The organism is Cohnella nanjingensis, assembly GCF_014212125.1.
In the GTDB taxonomy this organism is placed as follows: domain Bacteria; phylum Bacillota; class Bacilli; order Paenibacillales; family Paenibacillaceae; genus Cohnella; species Cohnella nanjingensis.
Genome location: NZ_JACJVP010000045.1, coordinates 75,781 through 98,024, shown reverse-complemented (window position 1 = coordinate 98,024; position 22,244 = coordinate 75,781). Strand labels below are relative to the sequence as shown.

23 protein-coding genes and 1 other RNA gene are annotated in these 22,244 nt (G+C 60.5%); 8 read left to right on the top strand and 16 right to left on the bottom strand.

Annotation, left to right across the window (positions count from 1 at the left end; genetic code table 11):
- Positions 1-201: 201 nt before the first annotated feature.
- Positions 202-438, bottom strand: coding sequence for a ferredoxin (locus H7C19_RS26930; protein WP_185672177.1), 237 nt, complete (start codon positions 436-438; stop codon positions 202-204).
- A 125-nt stretch (positions 439-563) separates the two neighbouring features.
- Complete coding sequence (locus H7C19_RS26925; protein ID WP_281384974.1) at positions 564-1,835, bottom strand: DNA polymerase IV; 1,272 nt, start codon at positions 1,833-1,835, stop codon at positions 564-566.
- A gap of 253 nt (positions 1,836-2,088) precedes the next feature.
- On the opposite strand from H7C19_RS26925, the gene cimA reads away from it, so the two are divergent.
- Positions 2,089-3,702: a citramalate synthase gene (cimA, locus tag H7C19_RS26920; protein ID WP_185672176.1), complete on the top strand. Its 1,614-nt coding sequence runs from the start codon at positions 2,089-2,091 to the stop codon at positions 3,700-3,702.
- A gap of 151 nt (positions 3,703-3,853) precedes the next feature.
- Here the strand turns inward: cimA and H7C19_RS26915 are convergent, their stop codons facing one another.
- A complete protein-coding gene (locus H7C19_RS26915; RefSeq protein ID WP_185672175.1) occupies positions 3,854-4,423 on the bottom strand; it encodes a TlpA family protein disulfide reductase in 570 nt (189 codons plus the stop codon).
- Positions 4,424-4,574: 151 nt separating this feature from the next.
- Here H7C19_RS26915 and H7C19_RS26910 point away from each other — a divergent pair, with 151 nt between their 5' ends.
- Together H7C19_RS26910 and H7C19_RS26905 are read left to right on the top strand one after the other, a co-directional pair.
- Entirely contained in the window at positions 4,575-5,885 is a 1,311-nt protein-coding gene (locus H7C19_RS26910; RefSeq protein ID WP_185672174.1) for an MFS transporter, read from the top strand.
- Between the two features lie 68 nt (positions 5,886-5,953).
- Positions 5,954-6,382 carry a M67 family metallopeptidase gene (locus H7C19_RS26905; protein ID WP_185672173.1) on the top strand — a complete coding sequence of 143 codons (429 nt, stop codon included), beginning with the start codon at positions 5,954-5,956 and terminating at the stop codon, positions 6,380-6,382.
- A gap of 21 nt (positions 6,383-6,403) precedes the next feature.
- Here the strand turns inward: H7C19_RS26905 and H7C19_RS26900 are convergent, their stop codons facing one another.
- Genes H7C19_RS26900 through H7C19_RS26890 form a run of 3 tightly spaced genes read right to left on the bottom strand, consistent with a single transcriptional unit; the run spans position 6,404 to position 9,660 of the window.
- Entirely contained in the window at positions 6,404-7,141 is a 738-nt protein-coding gene (locus tag H7C19_RS26900) for an exonuclease domain-containing protein (protein ID WP_313732013.1), read from the bottom strand.
- 5 nt (positions 7,142-7,146) lie between these two features.
- Complete coding sequence (locus H7C19_RS26895; RefSeq protein ID WP_185672172.1) at positions 7,147-8,226, bottom strand: DUF294 nucleotidyltransferase-like domain-containing protein; 1,080 nt, start codon at positions 8,224-8,226, stop codon at positions 7,147-7,149.
- A 54-nt stretch (positions 8,227-8,280) separates the two neighbouring features.
- Positions 8,281-9,660 carry an ammonium transporter gene (locus H7C19_RS26890; RefSeq protein ID WP_246469825.1) on the bottom strand — a complete coding sequence of 460 codons (1,380 nt, stop codon included), beginning with the start codon at positions 9,658-9,660 and terminating at the stop codon, positions 8,281-8,283.
- Between the two features lie 395 nt (positions 9,661-10,055).
- Here H7C19_RS26890 and H7C19_RS26885 point away from each other — a divergent pair, with 395 nt between their 5' ends.
- Complete coding sequence (locus tag H7C19_RS26885) at positions 10,056-10,514, top strand: MerR family transcriptional regulator (RefSeq protein WP_185672171.1); 459 nt, start codon at positions 10,056-10,058, stop codon at positions 10,512-10,514.
- A gap of 62 nt (positions 10,515-10,576) precedes the next feature.
- Positions 10,577-11,260, top strand: a complete 684-nt coding sequence (locus H7C19_RS26880) for a zinc metallopeptidase (protein ID WP_185672170.1) — start codon at positions 10,577-10,579, stop codon at positions 11,258-11,260.
- A 118-nt stretch (positions 11,261-11,378) separates the two neighbouring features.
- Here the strand turns inward: H7C19_RS26880 and gltC are convergent, their stop codons facing one another.
- Together gltC and H7C19_RS26870 are read right to left on the bottom strand one after the other, a co-directional pair.
- Positions 11,379-12,281: a glutamate biosynthesis transcriptional regulator GltC gene (gene gltC / locus H7C19_RS26875; RefSeq protein WP_185672169.1), complete on the bottom strand. Its 903-nt coding sequence runs from the start codon at positions 12,279-12,281 to the stop codon at positions 11,379-11,381.
- Between the two features lie 34 nt (positions 12,282-12,315).
- Positions 12,316-12,918 (bottom strand): rhomboid family intramembrane serine protease, encoded by a 603-nt coding sequence (locus tag H7C19_RS26870; protein ID WP_185672168.1) that lies wholly within the window; start codon positions 12,916-12,918, stop codon positions 12,316-12,318.
- 114 nt (positions 12,919-13,032) lie between these two features.
- On the opposite strand from H7C19_RS26870, the gene tpx reads away from it, so the two are divergent.
- The gene (tpx, locus tag H7C19_RS26865) at positions 13,033-13,551 is read left to right on the top strand and encodes a thiol peroxidase (RefSeq protein ID WP_185672167.1); all 519 of its coding nucleotides are present in this window, start codon (positions 13,033-13,035) and stop codon (positions 13,549-13,551) included.
- An 89-nt stretch (positions 13,552-13,640) separates the two neighbouring features.
- Here the strand turns inward: tpx and H7C19_RS26860 are convergent, their stop codons facing one another.
- The 4 genes from H7C19_RS26860 to cshA form a co-directional block, all read right to left on the bottom strand.
- The gene (locus H7C19_RS26860; protein ID WP_185672166.1) at positions 13,641-14,024 is read right to left on the bottom strand and encodes a DUF1499 domain-containing protein; all 384 of its coding nucleotides are present in this window, start codon (positions 14,022-14,024) and stop codon (positions 13,641-13,643) included.
- Between the two features lie 80 nt (positions 14,025-14,104).
- Positions 14,105-14,287: non-coding RNA, 6S RNA (gene ssrS, locus H7C19_RS26855), on the bottom strand.
- An 88-nt stretch (positions 14,288-14,375) separates the two neighbouring features.
- Positions 14,376-15,134: a YesL family protein gene (locus tag H7C19_RS26850; protein ID WP_185672165.1), complete on the bottom strand. Its 759-nt coding sequence runs from the start codon at positions 15,132-15,134 to the stop codon at positions 14,376-14,378.
- Positions 15,135-15,214: 80 nt separating this feature from the next.
- Positions 15,215-16,876: a degradosome RNA helicase CshA gene (gene cshA / locus H7C19_RS26845; protein WP_185672164.1), complete on the bottom strand. Its 1,662-nt coding sequence runs from the start codon at positions 16,874-16,876 to the stop codon at positions 15,215-15,217.
- Between the two features lie 133 nt (positions 16,877-17,009).
- On the opposite strand from cshA, the gene H7C19_RS26840 reads away from it, so the two are divergent.
- Positions 17,010-17,906 carry a YitT family protein gene (locus H7C19_RS26840; RefSeq protein ID WP_313732012.1) on the top strand — a complete coding sequence of 299 codons (897 nt, stop codon included), beginning with the start codon at positions 17,010-17,012 and terminating at the stop codon, positions 17,904-17,906.
- 131 nt (positions 17,907-18,037) lie between these two features.
- A complete protein-coding gene (locus H7C19_RS26835; protein WP_185672162.1) occupies positions 18,038-19,240 on the top strand; it encodes a putative glycoside hydrolase in 1,203 nt (400 codons plus the stop codon).
- A gap of 79 nt (positions 19,241-19,319) precedes the next feature.
- Here H7C19_RS26835 and H7C19_RS26830 read toward each other — a convergent pair whose 3' ends face one another.
- The 4 genes from H7C19_RS26830 to H7C19_RS26815 all read right to left on the bottom strand — a co-directional run bounded on the left by H7C19_RS26830 (position 19,320) and on the right by H7C19_RS26815 (position 22,237).
- Positions 19,320-19,874 carry an NADPH-dependent FMN reductase gene (locus H7C19_RS26830; protein ID WP_185672161.1) on the bottom strand — a complete coding sequence of 185 codons (555 nt, stop codon included), beginning with the start codon at positions 19,872-19,874 and terminating at the stop codon, positions 19,320-19,322.
- Positions 19,875-19,978: 104 nt separating this feature from the next.
- Complete coding sequence (locus H7C19_RS26825) at positions 19,979-20,176, bottom strand: DUF3906 family protein (protein ID WP_185672160.1); 198 nt, start codon at positions 20,174-20,176, stop codon at positions 19,979-19,981.
- Position 20,177: 1 nt separating this feature from the next.
- Positions 20,178-21,146, bottom strand: a complete 969-nt coding sequence (gene pfkA, locus H7C19_RS26820; protein ID WP_185672159.1) for a 6-phosphofructokinase — start codon at positions 21,144-21,146, stop codon at positions 20,178-20,180.
- Positions 21,147-21,160: 14 nt separating this feature from the next.
- Positions 21,161-22,237 carry a tetraprenyl-beta-curcumene synthase family protein gene (locus H7C19_RS26815; protein WP_185672158.1) on the bottom strand — a complete coding sequence of 359 codons (1,077 nt, stop codon included), beginning with the start codon at positions 22,235-22,237 and terminating at the stop codon, positions 21,161-21,163.
- Positions 22,238-22,244 lie beyond the last annotated feature (7 nt).

The window sequence follows — 22,244 nt, the reverse complement described above, 5'->3', positions numbered from 1 at the left end:
GGCATTGCTTTTAGTATAATGGAAGTCCTAGCGGCTGTGTTGGATTTTGTCAAAAAATGAGGGCGCGCGTCCTAGGTTTTTGACCGAAAAGGACGGCGGTCGTGTCTGTAGGCGGGAATGCGGACGGGAACGCCTTGAAAAGACGCAAAAAAACCCTCTCCGGGCCGAAAGCCCGATAGAGGGTGGATCGCAGTCGTAAAATTACATGTTGAAGGGGCCGTCCGCAATCTTGATGGAATCCGTCGGGCAACCGTCCGAAGCGTCTTGAAGATCGTCGTACAGATCCTCCGGAATCTCGGTATTGCCATGGTTGCCGTCGTTGCCGAAGATGACTTCCGCAAGTCCTTCGTCGTCGTAATCGTAAATATCGGGAGCCGTCGCGCCGCAGGCGCCGCAAGCGATACAGGTGTCTTTATCAACATAAGTGAATTTAGCCATGGGATGAACCTCCTAAAAAATTCAATCTCGCTCAATTACGCGAAACTAGGACCTCTGAAGTTCAATATAATACAAAAGAGATCGGAGATCAAACGAAATTGAAGATGATACCGTTCTGGGCGGCGTTAGGGATCGTCGTGGCTGCGCTCTCTTAAGAAGTCGGTCTGGAGCGACGTCCCCCGGGTACGGGTGTTGCGAATGAGCGCGGACGGATCGTCGGTCAGCATGCCGGCCGTGAGGACGGCGCTCTCCCCGAACTTGTCCCGCAAGCGATCCATGACGGAGATCAGCTCCGCCTTGCGCGGCGCCTCCTCGTAGCCGAACAGATCCAGCTGGACGGCCGTCTCCGTCTTGGGAGACAGCCCCTGCAGCGTGATGCCGAGCAGCCGGACGGGCGAGCCGGTCTGCCAGTGCCGGTCCATCAGCCGGCAGGCTTCCCGATGCACGTCCTCCGCCGCGTCGGTCGGCACGTCCATCGTCGTCGACCGGGTGATCGTCTTCATGTCCGGATCCCGGATCGTGATCTGCACCGTCTGGCACATCATGAGCTGCCGCCGCATGCGGCGCGTCGTCTGATCCGCCAGATTCAGGAGCACCCGGCGGTATTCGTCTCGCGTCGTCAGATCGGCCGGCAGCGTCGTCGTATGCCCGATCGACTTGGCCGCCTCCGAGATCAGCTCGACGGGCGCGTCGTCCAAACCGTGGGCCGCCCGCTTCATCCAGGCGCCGTAGACGCCGAATTTATCCGTCAGAAGCCGCTCCTCGGCGGCCGCGAGCTCCCCGATCGTCCGGATGTTCATCCTTAGTAGCTTGTCCGCGGTCTTGCGGCCGATCCCATACAATGTTTGGCACGGCTTGCCCCAGAGGAGCTGCGGCACCTCGCGTCTGCGAAGCACCGTGACGGCATCCGGCTTGCGCATATCGGAAGCCATCTTGGCGAGCAGCTTGTTCGGCGCGATGCCGATGGAGCAAGGCAGGCCGAGCTCGTCCTTCACCCGGCGGCGGATCGTCTCCGCGATGTCGACGGGCGTGCCGAATTGCCCGCTGCCCGTGACGTCGAGGAAGCATTCGTCGATCGACACCGCCTCCACCTGCGGCGTATAATTGCCGGCGATGCGCAGAAAGGCGCGGGAATAGCGGCGGTACAGATGAAAGTCGGGGGCGATCATGATCAGCTCGGGGCAGGCCCGCAGCGCCTCGCGAACGGTCATGCCGGTACGCACGCCGCGCGCCCGCGCTTCATACGAGCTGGTCACGACGATCCCTTTGCGCAGCTCGACGCTGCCGGCGACCGCCGTCGCTTTTCCTTGGTACAGCTCCGGCTGTTCGGCGGCATGCACGGAGCAGTAGAAGGCGTTCATATCGATATGCAGGATGTATCTCCGCGACCCGCTCAATGCGCCCGCCTCCTTCGCTCCCAGCCGTCCGGCCTTTTCTTCTATTATATACGTTCGCGGCTCGCGTCGCATTAACGGCGTATCGGGCAAGCGCTCGGACTCCCCGCTTCGCGCCCCCTGCCGAAGGCCTTAGAAGCCGCGTCCCGCGCCGGATGAACCGGGCTCTCTGCTCTCTACATTTGACATGAGCCATGCTATAATAGATAAAATTGTTTGCGCAATGCATTAGAAGTTAGGAGGCATCACGTACTTCATGACCACTTCCATCAGCATCTTTGATACCACGCTCCGCGACGGCACCCAAGGCGAAGGCATCAGCTTGACCGCGGAGGACAAAGTCAAGATCGCGCTGAAGCTCGACGCTCTTGGCGTTCACTATATCGAAGGCGGCAATCCGGGCAGCAACAGCAAAGATATCGAATTTTTCAGACGCGCTCGCGAACTGAATCTGCAGGCCAAGCTGACCGCTTTCGGCAGCACGCGCCGCAAGAACAGCAACTGCGAGCAGGACGTGAACCTGAAGAATCTGGTGGAAGCCGGCGCCCAAGCCGCGACGCTGGTCGGCAAGACGTGGGACTTTCATGTGCACACGGCCCTGCAGACGACGCTGGAAGAGAATCTGGCCATGATCTACGAATCCATCGCCTACGTGAAGCGGCACGGCATGGAAGCCGTGTTCGATTCGGAGCACTTCTTCGACGGCTACAAGGCGAATCCCGACTATGCGCTTGCCGCGCTCGCCAAAGCCAAGGAAGCCGGCGCCGACTGGATCGTGCTCTGCGATACGAACGGCGGCACGCTCCCGAGCGAGATTCATGAGATCGTCTCCCGCGTGAGCGGCATCATTCAGGCGCCGATCGGCATCCATACGCACAATGACTGCGAGCTCGCCGTTGCCAATACGCTCGCGGCGGTGACTGCGGGAGCCCGGCAGATTCAAGGCACGATCAACGGGTACGGCGAACGGTGCGGCAACGCGAACCTCTGCTCGATCCTGCCGACGCTGCAGCTGAAGATGGGCTACCGCGCGATCACGGACGAACAGCTGAAGTCGCTGACGACCGTCGCGCGTTATGTCGGCGAGATCGCCAACGTCGTCCTGCCGGTGAACCAGCCTTATGTCGGCACGGCCGCGTTCGCCCACAAAGGCGGCATTCATGTCTCGGCGATCCTGAAGGATTCGAAGACCTACGAGCACATCTCTCCCGAGCTGGTCGGCAACAAGCAGCGGGTCCTCGTCTCGGAGCTGGCCGGACAGAGCAATATCCTCTCCAAGGCGCAGGAGATGGGCCTTACGGTCAGCACCGACAACGCCAAGTCCCGCGACGTGATCGAGAAGATCAAGGATCTGGAGCACCAGGGCTATCAATTCGAAGGGGCCGATGCCTCGCTCGAGCTGCTGCTGCGGGATGCGTACGGCGACTCGATCGACGTGTTCACGGTCGAATCGTTCAAGATTCTGGTCGAGAAGACGCATAGCGGCATTCAGACCGAGGCCATCGTCAAGCTAAGCGTAGGCGGGCAGCAGGTCTACACGGTCGCCGAAGGCAACGGACCGGTCAACGCCCTCGACAGCGCGCTGCGCAAAGCGCTCATGCAGTTTTATCCGGGGATCAACGATATCCACTTGTCGGACTACAAAGTCCGCGTGCTGGACGAGAAGGATACGACGGCGGCCAAGGTGCGGGTACTGATCGAGTCGACCGACTTCAAGGATACCTGGAGCACGGTAGGCGTCTCCTCGAACGTCATCGAAGCCAGCTGGGAAGCGTTGATCGACAGCATCCGCTACGCGCTGCTCGGCATGGCCCAGAGCGACTACGAACCGGAAGCGCCGCGCGAATCGCTCGGACTGGTCAACCATTAAGCCTTCTGCTTCGTCCTTCGTCTCGGGCGCGACTGCGCCCGCTTAACGCTCACCCAAGAAGCCTCCGCTTCGCCTTGCGGCGAAACGGAGGCTTCTGGATTGCCGGCCGGAACTTCGGTTCGGATCGACGAAACGTTATCGATACATGTCCTTAGGACGCCTTCCCAACGAGAGGGTCCAGCATCTTCGCCCACTCCTCCAGCGGCTGCGGACCGTCGATCCGATGCTGGACGACGCCTTCGCGGTCGACGATAAAGCTGATCGGATAGGAGAACACCTTGTAATCGTCGCCGACCTTGCCGTCTTTGTCCATCATGATGGGGAACGGCAGCGCCTGTTCCTTCACGAAGTCCTTGGCGCCTCTTACCGTATCGTATTTGGTGGCGTTCACCGCGTACAGATCCACCGAATTCTTGTATTTCTCGTAGAGCTTAACCAAATCGGGCGCTTCCTGTTCGCAAGGCCAGCACCAGGAAGCCCAGAAATTGACGATCAGCACTTTATCGCGCTTGCCGCCCACCTCGTAGGTCGTATTGCCATCCAGCGACGCAAGCTTATAGGAAGGCGCCGGGGAACCGACGATCGGCGCGGCGGACGCTTCCGCGGAGGCTTGGTTCCCCGTCTTGGCCTCCTTGGACGGTGCCCGGGATTGGTTGTTCCATACGATAATGGCAATAATGGCTGCAACGACGATACCCAGAATGACAATATTGCGCTTCATGAAGCTCCACTCCTCAAACCCCTTCTCGATCTTTCCATCATACCGCACCTCCGCCCGGATTCCAACCGGTTGTCCCCGCTTGCGCATGGGCGAACCGCGGAACGGGCACATTACCTCTGTTCAGCGCGATATCCCGACAAGGAGGAGCCCGATGGCAACCTCGGAAGCGAAATCCAAGCTTAATGTGACCTTTACGAGCGAGATGGAGCCTAGAGCGACAACCGTTAGCGGCGGCGGCTCTTCGGGCAAAGGCAAGGGCAACGGCGTCAAGGGCAAAGTGCTCGAATACGCCGCGCTCGCATCCGTCCCGTTAGTGCTCGTGCTCGGCAACTCGATGATCGTGCCGATCCTCCCCACGTTGACCAGGGAGCTCAAGATCACCTCGTTCCAGAGCAGTCTCGTCATTACGCTTTTCTCGGTTACCGCCGGTCTTATCATTCCGATCGCGGGATACTTATCCGACCGGTTCAGCCGAAAGGCGGTCATGATTCCCGCGCTGATCCTGTACGGCATCGCCGGCATCCTCTCCGGCATGGCCGCGGTCTGGCATTCCTATGCCTTCCTGCTCGGCGCGCGAGCCGTGCAGGGCGTGGCCGCCGCCGGGACGACGCCGATCGCCATGGCGCTGGTCGGCGATCTGTACAAGGACGCCGAAGAGAGCAAAGCGCTGGGCCTGATCGAAGCCTCCAACGGCTCGGGCAAGGTGATCAGTCCCATCCTGGGATCGCTGCTTGCCCTGATCGTTTGGTACGCCGTGTTTTTCTCGTTCCCGATATTCTGCGCCATTTCGCTCGCGGCCGTCCTGTTCCTCATAAAGGAACCGAAGCGCAATGCGCCGCCCGTGGCGCTGAAGCCGTATGTGCACAAGATCGGGGAACTGTTCAAAAAACACGGCCGCTGGCTGATCTGCTCGTTCTGGGCGGGCTCGACGGTCATGTTCATTTTGTTCGGCGTCTTGTTTTTCCTGTCCAATATCCTGGAGGAGACGCCGTACAATATCAAAGGCGTAACCAAAGGTTTCGTGCTCGCCATCCCGCTGTTCGGCATGGTCGCGACGGCCTATATTACCGGAGCCGTTATCCGCAAGAACGGGGTGCTGATCCGGTGGCTGATGAACATCGGGCTGGCGCTGATGGTCGTGGCGCTGGGGCTCGCCGTCTGGATCAACAAAGACAACCTGTACGTCTTTATCGGTCTGCTGACGGCCAGCAGCATCGGCACCGGGCTGCTCTTGCCTTGCTTAACGACGATGATTACGGGCGTCGTGGACAAAGCGGAACGGGGCATGATCACCTCCCTGTACAGCAGCCTGCGGTTTCTCGGCGTCGCTTTCGGTCCGCCGCTGTTCGGCTGGATGATGGACATTTCCCATCGCACGGTATTCATTACCGTCTCTTGCTTGTCGCTCTTGACGCTCGTGCTCGTGTTCTTCTTCGTCAAACCCGACAAGCAGGTCAAGTAGCTTGCGCGATCGCCGCCGCTCCCCCATACTGAGTCTAAAGTTCGGCTCGGCGGAAAAGGGGATTCGGGATGACGGCCATTGCCAAGGTATACGTATCGGAATCGATGCTCGCGGCGCTGTTCGAGACCTGCCGGCGCCGCCTTCCCTATGAGTCCTGCGGCATCGTCCTCGGGGCTTGCTCGGCCGGCGCAGCCGTCGCGGAGACGTTCGTCCTCCTGCGCAACGTCTCCGCCGATCCGCTTCGCTCGTTCCGGTTCGACCCTGCCGAATGGACGGAAGCGTACGGCGCAGCGCAAAAAAACCAACGCGAAATCGTTGGTTTTTTTCACGTGCATCCGGATGCCGATCCGGTTCTCAGCCCGCTCGATCTGCAAGGCTGGGACGGATCGGGAACGTGCTGGGTGATCGGATTTCCCGCGGGCGATCCCATCCTGGCCGTGTATTCGCAGCAAGCCGATGGTTCGGTGCGGCTGCTGCCCGTCGCGCGGCGGCCTTGACGCCTCCCCCGCTTCGCCCCGTTAATGCCGGCTCAGGTAGGCGTACAGGTCGCCCAACGTGACGACTTGCTTCGCCCGAATCTGTTCCAGAAATGCAAACCAAAGCTTGGCCGTCATCACCGAGTCGTGCAGCGCATGATGCCGGTAAGTGATATCGATCCCGTAGCTCTCCAGCAGCTCATCCAATCCGTAGCTCTTGCGCTTGGGTTCGAGCCATTTGGCGATCATCATCGTGTCGAGCACCCGATGCGTCAAGTTGACCTTCGACGTCTTCCATAGCGCCGCATTGAGAAACTGCTTGTCGTGACCGCTGCCGTGCGCGATCAGCACCCGCTTGCCGATGAAGTCTAGGAAATCGTGCAGACCTTGCATGAGCTCGGGCGCGTTCTCCGCCATGTCGTTAGTGATGCCCGTCAGCTCGACGATATGCTTCGGCACCTTCCGCTTCGGATTGACCAGCCGATAGAACGGCTCGGCGTCCTCCAGCTCCCCGCCCCGAATCATCACGCCGCCGATGGACAGAATCTCGTCGCCGTTGTACGGATTGAAGCCGGTCGTCTCCAGGTCGAACACGACGGCCTCCATCTCCGAGAGCGGCATCTCGAGCGGCGACTCCTTGCGCTGGTCCCGCGACATCGAGCGGATGAACGCCATCTGCTGGGCGTTGGACGAACCGAGCATGGAGGCGATCGCCGGGGTGATCCCGCCTGTCTTGTACAGATGCCACATGCGCCCCATCGGGCTTTTGGGCTCTTTCACGCTGTTCACCTCCCGCCGAAGCGGTGTTGCATCTCTCTCTCCAGTTGGCGCTGAAGCTTGCGTCCCAGCCTCAGCGCCTTCTTCAGAGGCGCCCGCAGCGACACATCCAGTTGCCCTGCCGCGATCTTGCCCGTCCCGATCCACTGGCCGTCTTCGCTCCGGGAGATGGAGAGCAGCCGCAAGCGCAGGAACAGCGCGAACGCTTCCGTCGCCTCGTCCGCCGTCTCGGCCGGTAGCAGGCCGGCTTCGCGCAGCGCCCGAATCCGCTCCAGCGTCCCGGTCTCCCGGATGTTCGCCCGCACGGCCAGCAGCCGGAAGACGTTCACCATCGGGATATAGGCCCCGTACTTGATGTCCAGGCTCCCGGCATGCTCCCCGTAGCGCTCCACCAGCAACTGGCCGAATACGCCGACGAGCATCTTGTGGCGCAGCGTGTTCTCCAACATGCGCCGCGCCAGAACGGGACGGGAGAGCATATCGCCGAAGAAACGGTTCTTCCACCGCTCCGCCAACGCCGCGTCGCCGGCCAGACAGCGACCGTCCGCGACGATCAGCAGGTAGCGCACGTTCTCCCAGCTCGGTTCGGAGAACCAGTCATCCAGCTTCCGCTCCCAGGCCGAGATCGGCAGCCGCCACGCCGGGTTCGAAGCGATGACGTTCCCTTCGCAGGGCGGATAACCGAGCGCGGTTAGATGCTGCACCGTCCGCTCGCTCAACACCCGGAAGTACGTCTCCGCCCGTTCGGCCTCTGCCGGATCCCGCGCGTCGGCGTAGACGAGCCCGCTGTCTTGGTCGCTGGACGCCGTCTGTTCGCTCCTCCCGCCGCTTCCGAACAATAGATAGGCATAAGGCACGGGAGGGGCCCCGTACCCCAACCGTGCCGCCTCTTCTTCCGCGAGCTCCAGCGCCCTGCGTATCAGCGCGTCGTGAAGCCCGTTCAATTCCTCGACCGCTTCGATCACCGAAACATCGGGCAGGGACGCGATAAGGCGTCCCTGCTCGGTTTCCCGTACGATCCGCAATTGTTCCAGACTGCCGGCGCCGGTGATGTCAAGCAACCGCTTCTCCCCGCGGAGATTGGACATGCGGTCTCTTCCCCCCTGGTTATACGCCGGTATACGTTCGACTTGCCGAAGACTTTAGACCGACGTCGTCGTATTGCCCGCTTTTTTCATCGCTTCCGGATAGCCGTAGTTGCCGTGTTCGCTCAGGTCCAGACCGATAATTTCTTGCTCTTCGGTGACGCGCAGACCGATGACTTGCTTCACGACCCACAGGACGATGAACGAAGCGGCGAACGCGAATGCGCCGCAGACGACAACCGACTCGAATTGCACCCACAGTTGCTCGCCGCCGCCGCCGTAGAACAAACCGGCTTTACCTACGCCGACTTGCTCGACGAGTTTAGGCGTTGCGAAGAAACCATTCGCCAGCGTCCCCCAAATCCCTGCTGCGCCGTGTACGGACAGCGCGGAGATCGGATCGTCGACGCGGACTTTCTCGAAGAATTGGGCGACCAGGAAGACCAGTACGCCAGCGATCAGACCGATGACCACCGCAGCCCAAGGCTCGACGTAGGCGCAAGATGCGGTGATGGCGACGAGACCGGCCAGCGCGCCGTTCAGCATCGTCGGGATGTCCGCCTTGCCTTTGACCAGCCAGGAGATCAGGAGCGCCGCTACCGCGCCGCCTGCCGCGCCGAGCTGCGTGGTGAAGGCGACGTAGCCGAAGAATCCTTCGCCTACGGAGACCGCGCTGCCCGCGTTGAAGCCGAACCAGCCGACCCAGAGGATCAATACCGACAAGGAAGTGAATACTTGGTTATGTCCGAGAATCTCGTTGGCGGAACCGTCTTTGTTAAACTTGCCGATCCGCGGCTTCAGCAGGATCGTCGCCGCGAAAGCAGCCATGGCGCCCGTCAAGTGAACGACGGTCGAACCTGCGTAGTCCTGCGAGCCGTCGGCCGCGAGCCAGCCGCCGCCCCAGATCCAGTGCGCGATGATCGGGTAGATCACGGCCGTAAAGATCACCGTGAAGATCAGATAGACGGACAGCTTGGCGCGTTCCGCGAAGCCGCCCCATGCGATCGACAGCGAGACCGCCGCGAACGCGAGCTGGAAGACGAAGAAGATGGTGGATGGATAAGACTCGCCTTCGCCCGCCAGGATGGAAGGATCGAAGAAGAAATTGCCCATGCCTATAAACTTGTTCAGCGTCTCGCCGGCATCGCCGCCGAACGCGAATCCGTAGCCGACCGCCCAGTAGATCAGCGAGGCCAGGCCGACCGTGAAGATCGTCTTGCCTGCGACGTGGCCGGCGTTCTTCATCCGCGTGGAACCCGTCTCCAGCAGGATGAATCCGCCTTGCATCAAGAGGACGAGAATGGCGGCAACCAGGATCCACAAGGCATTAAGTCCCATGTCCAGCGTCGTTGCCGAAGGTCCTTCATCCGCCGCGAACGCCATCGTGGGGAATAATACAAGCAAAGCGCCAAGTCCGATCAAACTCTTCTTAATCAAGCCGACCACTCCCTACATGTAATGTTTCATAACATTTTAAGAAAGCCTTGATGTCATTATAGTAAGAAGTTCACGATTTGACAATATGATCTTTCTATAAATATGCGTTTTTTTCGCTAAATATCTAACATTGGATCCTGCAATAGTCCTTAATGTTAAGAAATAGACGTTATTCCGTAGGCTTTTTAGCCCAAATCGCCTTGGCAGCCGCATTTCATCGCTTTGTGAACTATCTCTAAAACCAAATACATGTCAGCTATCATCTCATTCGCTTCTTTTGACGGACAAACCGCCGCTTCGGATCGGGACGGGCGCCGGGCAAAGCATCACGTTTGACTGTATGGTTACAGATTGAGTATGATGGCTTTACGGATCTTTATTAGGAGGTGTGAGCCTTGCGTCACGGACAATCGGAACCCCCGCGCAACCTGTACAAGATCGGGGAACTCTCCAGGCTCTCCGGCATCAGTCCGCGGACCATCGATTATTATACGGGTCTGGGTCTGCTGTCCCCCGTCAAGCGCTCGGGCGGCAACTATCGCTTATACGACGATGAAACCTTAGATCGCATTCGCCGTATTGAACTATTAAAGGCGCAAAAATTCTCACTCGAGGAGATCAGGGATCAATTCGCCGCCCTGAACCGGGTCACCCCCAGCGAACAAGTCACCCGCAAGCTCGCGGACCTGCATACGCATCTGTCCCAGCTGGAGCGGGAGGTCAAGGAACTGGAGCCGGTGCTCGAACAACTGAAGCCGCAGCAGGCCAAACGTCTATTCCGGGCCATCACGCCGCAGACCGCGGCTTGCGTCGAAGCGCTGCTGCTGCTGTTGAACAAGAGCAACCTCATGTAAGCTTTCCGTCGCACCTCTGCAGCGAGAGCGCCTACTTTAAATCAACGGAGGTCAACCGCGATATGAATGCCAACTGGATGTACGTCTTAATCATCCCAACTTTCTTGCTGTCGCTGTGGGCGCAGTTCCGGGTACGCGGCACGTTCAACAAGTGGTCCGAAGTGCGCGTCGAGAGCGGCCTGACCGGCTACGAAGCCGCCCGACGCATGCTGGACCGCAACGGCCTTCACGACATCCCGATCGAACCGGTGCCCGGCGCGCTATCGGACCATTACGATCCGGTTCACCGGGTGGTCCGGTTGTCCGAGCCGGTCTACTACGAGCAATCGATCTCGGCCGTCTCCGTCGCCTGCCATGAAGTCGGCCACGCCATTCAGCATCAGCAGCATTATCCGATGCTTGTCCTGCGCCACCGGATGTTCCCGGTCGTGCGCTTCGCTTCCGGCCTCGCGCCGTTCCTGTTCATCGCCGGCATCCTGTTCGCCGCGACGAACCTGATCGGCCTCGGCGTCATCTTCTTCGCCGCGGCGGTCGCCTTCCAGCTCGTCACGCTGCCGGTTGAATTCAACGCCAGCAACCGCGCGCGCGAACTGATGGTCTCCGAAGGATTCATCAGCAACCACGAGGAACGCGGCGTCGCCAAAGTGCTGAACGCGGCGGCTCTCACGTACGTCGCGGCCGCGCTCCTGTCCCTGCTCGAGCTGATCCGCTATATCCTGATCTTCACGAACAGCAACCGCGACTAATCTTCGTCCCGCATGGGCGAAATCAAATAAGGCCGGCCGTTCGCAGCATCTTGATCCGCTGCGAACGGCCGGCCTTTTGTTGGCCTAACGGGAGACGTCCAGCGCTTCGCGCTAGCGTTCACCAGGCTTTGTAATGGTTCTTGAAGTAATCGATAAGGTACGCGTGGAACAGCTGAACGACCGTGGAGGGCTTCTCCCCCGCCCGACGGATGAGCCCGATCGTCCGGGTCACGTGAGGCTCTCTGATGCGAACGATCGCGGGCATGATGGAGCCCGTATGATACAGCGCCATCTCGGGCAGCAGGCTAACGCCCATGCCGGCCGCCACGAGGCCGCGGATCGTATCCGTCTCCTCCCCCTCGAAGCCGATCTGCGGCACGAAGCCGGCGGCCCGGCAGGCGTCCCAAACGAGCGGACGCAACGAGTAGCCGTTGCTGAACAGAACGAACGTATCGTCCTTCAGCTGGTTCAGATGGATCGAGTCTTCCTTGGCGAGCGCATGGTTCGGCGGCAGGATCGCGTACAGATCCTCCGTGAGCACCACCTCGCCGGTCACCTGCTCATGCCGTTCGGGGAACGGCGAGATGAACGCCAGGTCGATCTCCGCCTCCACCACGTCCCGGATCAAAGAAGGATACATTCCTTGGCGGAAACGGAATTTGACATTGGGATGCAGTTTCCGGAAGGACGCGATGACTTGGGGGATGAGATGAATGCCCAGACTGTGCGGGAAGCCGATCCGGATCTCTCCGACTTCCGGGTCCAGGAACTCGTGAATCTCCGTCACCGCGCGTTCCAGGTCCAGCAGGATCGTCTCCGCCCGCTTCAGGAACAGCTGGCCGACCGGCGTGAGCTGAACGTTGCGGCCGCGCTGCATGAACAGCCGGACGCCGAGCTCCTCTTCGAGCCGGTGAATCTGGCGGCTCACCGCCGATTGGGCGACATGCAGCTCCTCGGCGGCCTTCGTCACATGCTGCAGACGCGCGACCTGCACGAAGTATTGCAATTGTCTCAGCTCCACGCGCCGAGCCTCCTTCTCTCCATATGCTGCGGGGTCAACGGTTCAGATTACGGCGGCCCATCGCCCCGTACAACAAGAATCCGGCCGCCAGGCCTCCGATATGCGCCCAATAGCCGATGTGCGGAATCAGGAAAGACGTGATCAGCCCCACCGCCAGAATCCCGTACACGGTCGTGCGCGAACCCGCGTCCAGCATATGACGCTGGAACAGCGTGATAAAGAGGTACGCGCCGTAGATGCCGTAGATGGCGCTGGACGCCCCTACGCCGATCCACTCGCCGCGGGCCAGGAAGACAGCCGCCGCATTGCCCAGTACGCCGGATGCCAGGTAGAAGAGCCCGTAGCGCCAATGACCGAAGATCCGCTCGAGCGGCGGCGCGAATACGAACAGCGCAAACAGATTGAACACGATATGCTCCCAACTGCCGTGCAGGAACAAGGCCGCGACATAACGCCACAGCTGATCGTATTCAGGTACGTTGGTGATCGCTCCGAGACGCAGCAGCGTCATGACGTCGCCCGGCCCGCCGTTCGCCAGCTCGATGCCGAACATGACGATATTGGCCGCCAGGAGCAGCGCCGTAACCGGGTATAGCCGCAAGTACTGCCTAAAACTCTCGTATCGCAGGAAAATCAATCGGCCAGTCACTCCTCGCTTCTGCATTTTCTGATTGGCGTAAATTGGACAAGCGCGAATCCGGACCTTATAATTATTTACGGCAAGTCCAATCTTGTAAGGAGGTATGTACGCATGAGCCAAGAACGCTCGAACGTAGCTACGTTCAAAGGCAATCCCATTACGCTGATCGGACCGGAATTGAAAGCCGGCGACCAAGCGCCGGATTTCCAATTGAACAAGAACCTGTTGGAAACGGTCTCTCTTCAAGATTATGCAGGCAAGGTCAAACTCATTAGCGTCGTGCCGTCCATCGACACGGGCGTCTGCGACGCGCAAACCCGCCGCTTCAACGAGGAAGCCTCCAAGCTCGGCGACGGCGTCATCGTCCTGACGGTCAGCGCGGATCTTCCGTTCGCCCAAGCCCGCTGGTGCGGCGCCGCCGGCGTCGACCGCGTGGTCATGCTGTCCGACTACAAGGACAACAACTTCGGCAAAGCCTACGGCGTCCTGATCAAGGAATTCGGCCTCGATCTTCGCTCCATCTTCGTCCTCGACGCGAACGACAAGATCGCCTACGTCGAAGTGCTGAAGGAAATGACCGAGCATCCGGATTACGAAGCGGCCGTCTCCGCCGTGCGGAACCTGCTGTAATCCATACCGCACAACGACCGAACATGCAACAAAAGCGAGGCAGGCCCAGCGCCTATCCTCGCTTTTTTTATTTATCGATGTAATGGAAGTTACTGCTTGTACGAGGACAGCTTCTTGTCCAGCACCGCGTAGATCTCCTGAATGACGCGGTAGTTCGCGCCAAGATCTCCGAGCGAGCCGCGGGATGCCGAGTAGATATCGACCGCGGACGTGCCTGGGCCGGTACCGACGATCTGCACCGTGATGTCCATCGTTCTGCCGGCCATCGTCTTCTTCTCCAAGACGAGTTCGCCGATGTTCGGCACTTCGTGAAGCACGCGATAGCCTTGCATTTTCTTCAGAACGGAGCCCACTTCTTCGAAGGCTCTGTCTTTAGACAATCGGTAATAATGGGATTTCAACTTCGGATCCTTCGCCTTGTCGCCCGTATGTTCTTGGCTGCGAAACAATCCGACGAGTATTCGCTTCAGCAAAATACGTTCTCTCCCTCCGGGTGACAATGCGCTATCTACAATCATACCATGCCTGTCCCGGGGATTAAAGCCATTTCAGGAAAAAACCCGCCTATGCCGTTCGACGTGCTTGTTTCTGAACCCGCTCTCGCAGGTGGGTGTCCGCAGCGTTGCTTTTGACTTCCCCTTTCGAAGGCATGCCAGCCGCGCGGCAATGTGAGACTCCCTAAGAAACAGCATTGGTTCAAAACAAGGTGTCGTCGTAACGAACATGGCAGGATGATACCCATTATAAACAGGCCGACGGCAAAAGTAAACCGAACGCTGCGCGATCCCCGGATGATGCGCGACGAGACTTGCCGGCCGAGGGAATCAGCGCTTGGAGGGCTGCTCCTCGTCCTTCGTCGGCGAATCCTCGATCGGCAGTTGCTCCTCGTCCGATTGGGCGGCGAACTGCATCTTCTGAACGGTGAGATAGAAGTTGTAGAACGCGAACACCGCGATGATGCTGCCCATGAAAAACGGGATCAGGAACGTGAACCTAAGGCTGATGTACACGACGAAGGCGCTGACGATCGCCGTAGACAGCGAGCGGAGCGGACGTCCGATCGTGAGGATGACGGCATTCTTGATCAACTGAAGCGTCTTCATATGAAAATGCGACAGCAGCGAGAAAAACTGGAACAGCGAAATGATCAGCAGCACCATGAGCGCTAGGAACAAAATCGACAGCACGCCCAGGTTCGGAATGCGCTTCAAGTACACTTGGTAATCGACGATCAGCACCGCGAAGATGGCCGCGTAGAGCAGACCGCCCAGCATCGCCTGCAGGTAGTTCTGCTTGTAGCTGCGGAAGAACGTCTTGAGGAGCGGAACGTCCGTATCGCCCATGACCCACTTCCGGGCCACGGAGAACATCGCGGCAGTCGAAGGGAACCAAGTAAAGGGAAGCAGAATGCAGATCGGAACGATCATCGCGACAAACTCGTCCGTTGTAGACGCTCTCAAAAGCAGGATCAACAAGTACCAGACCGGCAGAGAAGTCAGTACCCATAGCACGTTCGTTACGGACAAGCGCATGATCCATTCCGAGATCTTGTAGAACCCGCCCATCATGCCGCGCATTTCCATGGGAATTCCTCCTGATTACAGCGGAAGGTGCGGCACGGCCTAAGCCGCGCGCACCATATGCCGCCGTGAAGAGTCAGCGATTAGATGTTCACGAAGTCTTCGTTGTGGGACCGGGTGCTGCGGGAATCGTCCCGGCGTTCGGTGCGGCCGCCGCCGCGGGTGCCGCCGTCGCGCCAGCTGTCTTCCCGGCGTCCGCGGTTGTCGTCGCTGCCGTAGGGCCGGCGATTGCCGCCGCTTCCGCCGCTGCCGCTATAGCTGCCGCGTCCGCCTTGACCGCCGTAGCCGCTGCGGCCTTGACCGCCGCCGCTGTAGCCGCCGCGTCCGCTGGAGGAGCCGTAGCCGCCGCTCCGGCGCTGACCGCCGTAGCCGCCTCCGCTGCCGCCGCGTCCGTCGAACTTGCGCTTCTTCGAGCGGATCGGGTCTTCCGGGGTCAATTCGACGTTGACGTCCTTCTTGTCGCCCGCCAGCAGCTTAATGGCCGCGGAGAGGAGATCGACGGAGTCGTGCTGCTCGAGAAGCTGCGAAGCGATGCCTTTGAATGGCGCGATATCGCCTTCGCCTTCGCTGCCGAGGGCTTCGAGCAGGCGGTCGGCGATGACGCGCTGCTTGCCTTCGATCGCTTCGGCGGTCGTCGGCAGCGCCTTCTTCACGATGCGGAAGCGCGTAACCCGCTCGATGAAGTGCAGGTGATCGGATTCGCGATGGGTCACGAACGACCATGCCGTGCCTTCCTTGCCCGCGCGGCCCGTACGGCCGATGCGGTGCGTGTAGCTCTCCGGATCTTGGGGCAGGTCGAAGTTGATGACGTGCGTCACGCCGGAGACGTCGAGACCGCGGGCGGCGACGTCCGTCGCGACCAGCACGGCGATGCTGCCGTCGCGGAACTTGCGCATGACGGCGTCGCGTTGGTTCTGCGACAGGTCCCCGTGGAGTCCGTCAGCCGCATAGCCGCGCTTCATAAGGGCTTCGGACAGTTCCGCTACGCGGCGCTTCGTCCGGCCGAAGATGATGGCGAGCTCCGGCGGCTCCATGTCGAGCAGCCGGCAGAGGCCGTCGAACTTCATCCGTTCCTGCACTTCGATATAAAATTGCTGGATCGAGCTGCTCGTCGTGGACGTCTTCGGAATGACGGAGATGTGCTCCGGGTTCCGCAGGAACTGCTGAGCGAGCTTCTGGATGTTCGCCGGCATCGTCGCCGAGAACAGGAGCGTCTGGCGCTCTTCCGGCACGAGCTTCAGAATCGACTGGATGTCGTCCATGAAGCCCATGTCCAGCATCTCGTCGGCTTCGTCCAGGACGACCGTCTGAACGTCGTCCAGGCGGATGGTCTTGCGGTTGATATGGTCGAGCAGCCGTCCGGGGGTGCCGATGATGATCTGCGGCTTGCGGCGCAGGCCGCGGATCTGTCGCCCGATGTCTTGGCCGCCATAGATGGCCAGGGAACGCAGGCCTTTGAAGCGGCCGAGCTTCTCGATCTCTTCTGCGACTTGAATGGCAAGTTCGCGCGTAGGCGTCATGACGAGGGTCACGATGCGGTCTTCGGAGGCTGCGATCTTGCTAACTAGTGGAATCCCAAATGCGGCCGTCTTGCCGGTACCCGTCTGGGCCTGGCCGATCATATCGCGTCCGCTAAGGGCAACAGGAATCGCTTGGCTTTGGATCGGGGTCGCATCTTCGTACCCCAGTTGCGAAATGGCTTGAAGAACGTCTGTCTCCAAACCGAAATCCGTGAATTTACTCAAATTGGTTTCATACTCCTTCTGTGTATGGGGCCATCAACTAACGGTGCCGGGCCATCAACTAACGGCTTCCAAAAAAATATACAGATCATTATAACACATAAACCGCGACAAACTCCAGCTTCATCGCATGGCCTTGGAAACGCAGGGAACGATAACCGCAAACGGCAATGCCGGCAACCTGTTCACGGGGGTGTTTCTGATGCGCGTCAAAGCGACGGATGCGGTTCATATCGGCATCATGATCGCGGGATCGGCCATCGTCGCTTGCGGATTCCAACTGCTGCTGATTCCGGAACAGCTAATCAGCGGCGGACTGTCTGGCGTGGCCATGCTCATCGGTTATGCGACGGGGTGGAACATCGGCATTCTTTATCTTGCGCTAAACATCCCCGTTCTCATGTGGGGGTGGCGCGAACTCGGTCGGCGATTTATCGTATACAGCATCGTCTCCGTATTGGCCGCGTCCGCTTTGATGCAGGTAATCCCTGTGCGCGCCTTCACCGACGAGCGGCTGCTCGCGGCCGTCTTCGGCGGCGTGCTGATCGGGACGGGCACGGCGGCGGCGCTTCGATTCGGCGGCTCCTCCGGCGGGTTCGACATCGTCGCCTCGATCATCTCGCGGCGGCGCGACTTGCCGGTCGGCCTGCTGATCTTCGCGCTCAACGGCAGCGTGGTCGTCGCCTTGGGGTTGTTGAACGGCAATTGGGATGCCGCGCTCTATTCTATGCTCGCGATCTTCCTAACGGGAAAAGTGATTGATGTCGTCCACACCCCGCATCGCAAGGTTACCGCGTTTATCGTCACGAACCGGACCGAGGAGCTGGCGGCGGAACTGCTGAAGATGCCGCGCGGCGTCACGATTCTGAAGACCAAAGGCGCGTTCACGAGCGAGGAGCGGGACATGCTCATGACCGTCACGTCCCGCTACGAACTGTCCGAGCTGCGCAAGCTGATCCGCACCGTGGATCCGAGGGCTTTCGTGAACGTCGTGCAGACCGTCGACGTCATCGGCGAGTTCCGGAAGAAATAGGCGCTGCGAACGCGCCGCGAAGCCGCTGGCAGACCTCGCGTTTTTCCTCCAATATCCTACAAAATACCCCTGTCTCCTCTGTTTGAACTCGTTTATAATCGGGTTGTAAGAGTTTACGGGGAGAGATTATGATGGAAGCACTAATCGCGTTGCTCCTCCTGCTCCGCTCGGCTACATACGGCGCGCAGGAAGAACATCCGACCGATCTGGGAAAAGTTTGGAAGCTGACGACGCACGAGATTCGACAGGCGGAAGGAACGCAAGGCGGAGCCGGCACCGGGAAGCCGACGCCGACCGGCACGGACAAGCCCGCCGACGGCCCCCCGCCCCGCGATCCGCAGCCCGACGCCCCCGGCGTGAAGGGCGTCTACGTCACCGCCTACAGCGCCGGAGGGCAGCGCATGGCCACGCTGCTCGACCTGGTGGACAAGACCGCGCTCAATGCCATGGTTATCGACATCAAGGACGACAACGGGTACATAACCTACAAGACGGACAACCCGGAGCTCCAGAAGCTCGGCACGCCGCAGCCGTTCATCAAGGACATCGGCGGCCTGATGGAGACCTTGAAGAAGCACGAGGTATATCCGATCGCGCGAATCGTCGTATTCAAAGACACGGTGTTGGCCAAGAAGCACCCCGATCTGTCCTACGTAAAGAAGGACGGCACCCTCTGGTCGAACGGCAAAGGGGACAGCTTCGTCAATCCGTACCGCAAGGAGGTCTGGGACTACAACATCGCTATCGCGAAGGAAGCCGCCAAGCTCGGGTTCAAGGAGATTCAGTTCGACTACGTCCGGTTCCCGGAAGGCTTCGAGAAGAAGGCCGACGACCTCAAGTTCACGAAAACCGCGGACAGCCGCGTCGACGTCGTGGCCGGCTTCGTCAAGTACGCGCAGGAGCAGTTGGCGCCGCTCGGCGTGCGCGTATCCGTAGACATCTTCGGCTACGCCGCGTCGGTGCCCGCGGCCGAAGGGATCGGACAAGACTTCGTCAAGATCTCGTCCGCGGTCAACGTCATTAGCCCGATGATCTACCCGAGCCATTACAGCGCCGGCTGGTTCAAGCAAGCCAACCCCGACTTGGCGCCTTACGCGACCATCAAGGGCGCCATGGACGACACCCACAAGAAGCTGAACGCGCTAGGGGCGGACAAGCCGCTTATCCGGCCGTGGATTCAGGACTTTACGGCAAGCTGGCTCGGCAAGGGCCATTACACGAAGTACGGCGCCGCGGAAGTGAAGGCGCAGATCAAAGCGTTGGCCGACAGCGGCGTTAACGAGTACTTGCTATGGAATGCCGGCAACAAGTATACGCCCGGCGTGGACTATTGAATTCTTCCTCCCATTCGCGAGAGCGGCTGGACCGGGTGCCCCGGTCCAGCCGCTCTTCGCTTATTCGGGATGACTTCGTTCACCGCGTTGCGCCGCTTGGCAGCGGGCGCAGCCGCTCGGCCATGCCGACGAAGTAGTCCAGCACGCGTTCCACCCGCTTCTGAACGGCTGCGTTCAACGGATTCCCCTCCTCGTCGAATGCCCGCTGATCGCCGCCTATGGAGATCCACTCCGGGCAATTGATGCCGTGGAGATTCCGCACGATGATTTGCAGCTGGGTCAGCGCGCTCACGCCCACGGCGCCGCCGGACGCGCTCAAGGCGAGCGCCAGCTTGCCGTCGAAGTGGTCGCTGCCTAGATAGTCCAGGGCGTTCTTCAACGCGCCGGACAGGCTGCCGTGGTACTCAGGCGTCGAGAGCAGCACCGCGTCCGCGCCTGCGACCGTCTGCCGCAGACGGACGACGCTCTCCGTCACGTCCTCCGCTTCGGGGGAGAAGATCGGGAGCGGATGCTCGTAGAGATCGAAGACTTGGACTAGATGTCCGGATTCGGCCAGCAGCCGGCCCGCGTAGCGCGCGAGACGGGTACTTGCGGAGGCGCGATGATTGGCGCCGGTTACGATTGCGATTCGCATTCGGATCCGCTCCTTTTTCAAACTTTACATATAATATAGTATGTAAAGTATGGAAAAGTCAACGGGGCCGCGCAAAAAATTCGCGGCCCCGCTCGTTCGACCTTCTATTCGATGACGTATGCGGCGCCCTTGACGGCGCGGCGCTTCTCGAGCAGCACGATCTCGCGGACGTCTTGCTTGCCGACGAAGTGCTTCTCGATGTGAACCTCCGCGTTTTCCAGGACGTCGCGGTCCGAATCGCCCATCACGATGAGCGTGACGGTACGATCTCCGATGACGGCTTCCAGTTTGTAGAGGTACATGTTATTGGGCCAACCGGATCGCGAGATTGTACAGATCCATGTTGAAGGCCTTCTTGGAGGAGACGACCTTGTCGATGTCGGTCGTCACGAGCTCGCCGCGAACGATGCCGCACGCCTTGCCGGAATCGCCCGCCTCCAGCTGCTGCACCGCGAAGTCGCCGAGTTGGCTCGCGAGGACGCGGTCGTTGTGCGTCGGCGCGCCGCCGCGCTGGATGTGCCCGAGCACCGTCACCCGCGGCTCGATGCCGCTGTGCGCGGTAATGTCGCGGGCGATGTCCTCGCCGCGGCCGACGCCCTCGGCCACGAGCACGATACTGTGGCGCTTGCCGTTCTGAAAGTTCTCCTTCATACGCTGGGAGATCTCGCGGATATCGAACGGCACTTCGGGCACGAGGATCGATTCGGCGCCGCTCGCCAGTCCCGCGTACAGCGCGATGTCCCCGCAGTGGCGTCCCATGACCTCGACCACCGAGGACCGCTCGTGCGACGTCATCGTGTCGCGGAGCTTGTTAATCGCGTCGACGACGATGCTCGTCGCCGTATCGAAGCCGATCGTGAAGTCCGTGAACGGAATGTCGTTGTCGATCGTGCCCGGCAGCCCCATCGTCTTAATGCCGAGCTTGCTGAGCTTGTTCGCCCCTTGGTAGGAGCCGTCGCCGCCGATCACGACGAGACCGTCGATGCCGTGCTTGCGCAGCACCTCGGCGCCCCGCTGCTGGCCTTCGGGCGTCAGGAACTCCTTGCAGCGGGCGGTCTGCAGAATCGTGCCGCCGCGTTGAATGATATCGCCGACGCTCCGCAGATCCATCTGACGCAGATCTTCGTTCAAGAGGCCTTGGTAGCCCCGTTGCACTCCGTACACTTCCAGACCGCGATACAGCGCGCTCCGCACGACGGCGCGAACCGCCGCGTTCATTCCTTGCGAATCCCCGCCGCTCGTCAGTACGGCAATCTTGTTTACTGCGCTCATCCCATTCTTCCCCTTTACATCGCTTTGCGTATCAGATGGCTGTTCAGCCAGAAAAACACCCTTGTCCATGGGCTTCCCTTCATCAGCAGCCGGGCCGTCCGGCGGACGCTCTGCTGCCCCTTCACCTTCGGATCGGACAGGTACAGCGCGACCAGTCCTTCGACGATCATCCGGTGGAACCGCGAGAACGGCAGCCGGTCGGCCGAGCTGCGGGCGGCGCCTACCATGCGCTGCAGCCGGTCGTCCAGCTCTTCCTGGCTGTCGTAGTAGCTGCAGAAGTTCAAGTCGCCGCCCACGGCGTCCTCCGCCTGGTCGATCAGATAGTCGAGCAGGATGTGCAGCCCGTTGATCGACGGGAAGTACGACTCCCGGATCTCCTTGCCGATCTTCGCCGGGAGAGACTCGTCGCTCGCGGCCAGGAACAGCATGAACATGCCCAACGTCGATCCCGTGGCGGCCGCGAACTCGTTCCACATGAGGCCCGGATAGGCGTGCGCGTGCGTCTCCCACCAGGCGAGCAGTTCCCGCTCGCGCCGGTCGTGCGAAATGTGCTTGTAGACTTGCAAGTCGCCGTACAGCGAGACGAGCTCCCGCACGTACGGCTGCACCTGCGCGTAGGAGGGCAGGCGCGCCGCGCACGTCTGGCACCGCCGGACGAGGAGGCCCAGGTAGCCGCCGTCGTCCTGCTCCGCGCGCAAGGCGTAATAATTGGCGATCGGCGCGCCCGGCGTCACGGCGTCGAGCATGCTCTGATGCAGCAGCCTGAAGTCGTCCGGATCGAGCGAGGTGCTCCGGTCGCACAGGTTGTCCAGATAGTCGCTGATCGTCTGCAGCGCCACGATCAGCGGGATAAGCACGTCGCGCCGCTCCAGGTTCGCGGCCGCGTACACGGCGCCGCCGATGCAGTGGAACTCCTTCGCGGTCATGCTGTCCAGCGCCTGCTTGCGAAGCTCCGGGTCGGGGATCGCCTCCGCGATCTTCCGCCAGCCGCCCAGCGCTTCCTTCACGCCCGGCAATATATACTTATACACACGGACCATGAGCGAGAAGGGTCCGCGGGGGGAACGACCCGCCAACAAATCGTAGTCCATCACAGCG

Coding starts and splice junctions, on each gene's coding strand:
- H7C19_RS26930 (WP_185672177.1), bottom strand. CDS start 438: ATGGCTAAATTCACTTATGTTGATAAAGACACCTGTATCGCTTGCGGC.
- cimA (WP_185672176.1), top strand. CDS start 2,089: ATGACCACTTCCATCAGCATCTTTGATACCACGCTCCGCGACGGCACC.
- H7C19_RS26915 (WP_185672175.1), bottom strand. CDS start 4,423: ATGAAGCGCAATATTGTCATTCTGGGTATCGTCGTTGCAGCCATTATT.
- H7C19_RS26910 (WP_185672174.1), top strand. CDS start 4,575: ATGGCAACCTCGGAAGCGAAATCCAAGCTTAATGTGACCTTTACGAGC.
- H7C19_RS26905 (WP_185672173.1), top strand. CDS start 5,954: ATGACGGCCATTGCCAAGGTATACGTATCGGAATCGATGCTCGCGGCG.
- H7C19_RS26895 (WP_185672172.1), bottom strand. CDS start 8,226: ATGTCCAATCTCCGCGGGGAGAAGCGGTTGCTTGACATCACCGGCGCC.
- H7C19_RS26880 (WP_185672170.1), top strand. CDS start 10,577: ATGAATGCCAACTGGATGTACGTCTTAATCATCCCAACTTTCTTGCTG.
- tpx (WP_185672167.1), top strand. CDS start 13,033: ATGAGCCAAGAACGCTCGAACGTAGCTACGTTCAAAGGCAATCCCATT.
- H7C19_RS26850 (WP_185672165.1), bottom strand. CDS start 15,134: ATGGAAATGCGCGGCATGATGGGCGGGTTCTACAAGATCTCGGAATGG.
- H7C19_RS26835 (WP_185672162.1), top strand. CDS start 18,038: ATGGAAGCACTAATCGCGTTGCTCCTCCTGCTCCGCTCGGCTACATAC.
- H7C19_RS26830 (WP_185672161.1), bottom strand. CDS start 19,874: ATGCGAATCGCAATCGTAACCGGCGCCAATCATCGCGCCTCCGCAAGT.
- H7C19_RS26825 (WP_185672160.1), bottom strand. CDS start 20,176: ATGTACCTCTACAAACTGGAAGCCGTCATCGGAGATCGTACCGTCACG.
- pfkA (WP_185672159.1), bottom strand. CDS start 21,146: ATGAGCGCAGTAAACAAGATTGCCGTACTGACGAGCGGCGGGGATTCG.
- H7C19_RS26815 (WP_185672158.1), bottom strand. CDS start 22,237: ATGGACTACGATTTGTTGGCGGGTCGTTCCCCCCGCGGACCCTTCTCG.